Source organism: Flavobacterium sp. (genome assembly GCF_035292545.1).
In the GTDB taxonomy this organism is placed as follows: domain Bacteria; phylum Bacteroidota; class Bacteroidia; order Flavobacteriales; family Flavobacteriaceae; genus Flavobacterium.
In genome coordinates, this window is sequence record NZ_DATDPV010000066.1 from 1 (window position 1) to 2,333 (window position 2,333).

At 37.2% G+C, this 2,333-nt stretch carries 2 protein-coding genes; one reads left to right on the forward strand and one right to left on the reverse strand.

Annotated features, from left to right (window positions below):
- A partial coding sequence (locus tag VI621_RS11045) for a vitamin B12 dependent-methionine synthase activation domain-containing protein (RefSeq protein ID WP_324218445.1) occupies positions 1 to 1,251 on the forward strand: 1,251 nt, incomplete at its 5' end.
- 164 nt (positions 1,252 to 1,415) lie between these two features.
- On the opposite strand, the gene VI621_RS11050 is transcribed toward VI621_RS11045, so the two are convergent.
- Entirely contained in the window at positions 1,416 to 1,955 is a 540-nt protein-coding gene (locus VI621_RS11050) for a hypothetical protein (RefSeq protein ID WP_324218446.1), read from the reverse strand.
- Positions 1,956 to 2,333 lie beyond the last annotated feature (378 nt).

The following is a 2,333-nucleotide window of genomic DNA, read 5'->3' on the forward strand; positions in this document are numbered from 1 at the left end:
GCAATGGAAATGGAAAGACGCGGTTTTAAAATTCCTCTGCTTATTGGCGGCGCTACAACATCGCGGGTTCACACTGCCGTAAAGATTGCCCCAAATTATAGCTCTCCCGTAGTTCATGTTTTGGATGCATCTCGAAGCGTTCCGGTTGTCAGCAATCTCATAAATCCCGATAATAAAATTCAATCCGATTTCATACAAAGCATTAAAGCCGAGTATGAAAAAGTTCGCATTGATCATTCCAAAAAAAGAGCTGCAAAAAATTTCGTTTCCTTATCTCAGGCAAGACAAAATAGATTTATATCAGATTGGAATAAAATTCAAATTAAAAAGCCTGAGATGCTCGGTGTTTCGGTATTAAAAAATTATTCTTTATCTGCTCTTCGCAAGTATATTGATTGGACACCATTCTTTATGACATGGGAATTAAAAGGAAAGTATCCCGCTATTTTCGACAGCGATAAATATGGAAGAGAAGCAAAACGTTTATTCGAAGACGCCAATAAGTTACTAGATAAAATAATTGATGAAAATTTAATTATGGCATCAGGCGTGTTTGGATTGTTTCCGGCAAGCGCGGTTGCGATTGATGATATTGAAATCTATTCGGATGATAATCGTAAAGGTATAAAAACAGTTTTTCATACCTTAAGATCCCAGGGTCAAAAAGTTCAAGAATCAAACAACCTTGCTCTTGCGGATTACATCGCTTCGAAGGAAAGCGGTTTGAAAGATTACATAGGAGCTTTTGCAGTTACAGCAGGAATCGGAATAGAAAAAATTGTCGAACAATTTGAAAAGGAACATGATGATTACAACAGCATCATGATGAAAGCGCTGGCAGATCGTCTCGCCGAAGCCTTCGCAGAGCATCTTCATGAGCTTGTTAGAAAAAAACAATGGGGCTATTCTTCCGAAGAAAGTCTTTCCAGCGAAGACCTCATAAAGGAATCTTACCGGGGAATTCGTCCTGCGCCCGGGTATCCGGCACAACCCGATCATACTGAGAAGCGCACAATTTTTGATTTGCTTGATGTTGAAAAAAATACTGGAATTACCTTAACCGAAAGTCTTGCTATGCATCCCGCCGCATCGGTCTGTGGATTGTACTTTGCACATCCAAACGCAAAATATTTTAACGTTGGTAAAATCGGGAAAGATCAGGTCCTCGATTACCACAAACGCAAAGGGATGAGCATCGAAGAAACTGAGAGGTGGCTGCGTCCTATTCTAAATTATGATGAGGGAGAGTGATTGCAAAATCTGAAAGTAGTTAACCCTATAAACCTTCCTCATTCATAATTCTTTATTCAATATTCGATATTCAAATTAACAATGAAAAACGAATATCGAATAATGAAGTTTGAACTAATTTTCAGTCCGCTCTGCTATCATATAAATTTCGGAACTGCGAGATATCAAAACTTAAAATCCACTCCAACCTCAAGTGCGCCGTAGCTTAATGTCCCAAAACCGACTCTTCCCATAAGTGCAATTGTCGGGGTAATCCAATATCTTGTTCCGCCATGAAATCCCAGCCATAATCCTCCATGAGATGGTTCGGCATAAAAGATACTGTTAGAAGATTTTAAATCAACGGAGCCTGCGTCATACGCTAAAACTGCTCCGACCCAGGGATCGAATTTTTTGTTATCAAATTTAAAGTGATAATTAAACTGTCCACCAATTAAAATGTTTGTATAGCTCCAGCTTCCGCCAAAAAAGCTTTCCTTGTAGCTCCAATATCGGAAAATTCCACCGGCACCGACAGTTCCAAAATTTTGTATCGTAAAAGCATATTCATAATTCAACCCAAACTGTGCTGTAGATCCAAGGAATGACAATCCAATAGATGGTCCCGCATAATGTTTACCAACTTCATACTGAGCATTGGTATTAACGCCAAACAAAGCTGAAAACAACAAAGCATAAATAATTATTAAAATTTGTTTTTTCATTTGTTTCTCCTAATTGTTTAATTGAAAAATTACTATCAAAAATTAAGTCTATTGTTTGCATAATTCAAATGAGATTTATATTTCTCCGCGACCTTACATCTTTTGAGTGACGGTTGGGAAAAAAATCTATTCTCATTCTCGACACCAAAAATCACAAATTCATAAATATTTTCAGTTAAATGGCGGGATCGTTCATCCATGCATAAGACCTAAAACACATATTCAAAATATTTGAAGAAATTTCTTGATTGTTTTGTTTTACAAAGTTAGTTTTAGGGTGAGGGTTTTTTAGTTTGCCCGTAACTTTTTTGGCATCTAGTCGTAATCTTCAATCACAAATAAAAAGGAGAATCACATGAGAAAGCTGTTCACATTTCT

Bases quoted from the DNA above. Each gene is read 5' to 3' on its own strand.
- VI621_RS11050 (WP_324218446.1), bottom strand. From the start codon at position 1,955: ATGAAAAAACAAATTTTAATAATTATTTATGCTTTGTTGTTTTCAGCT.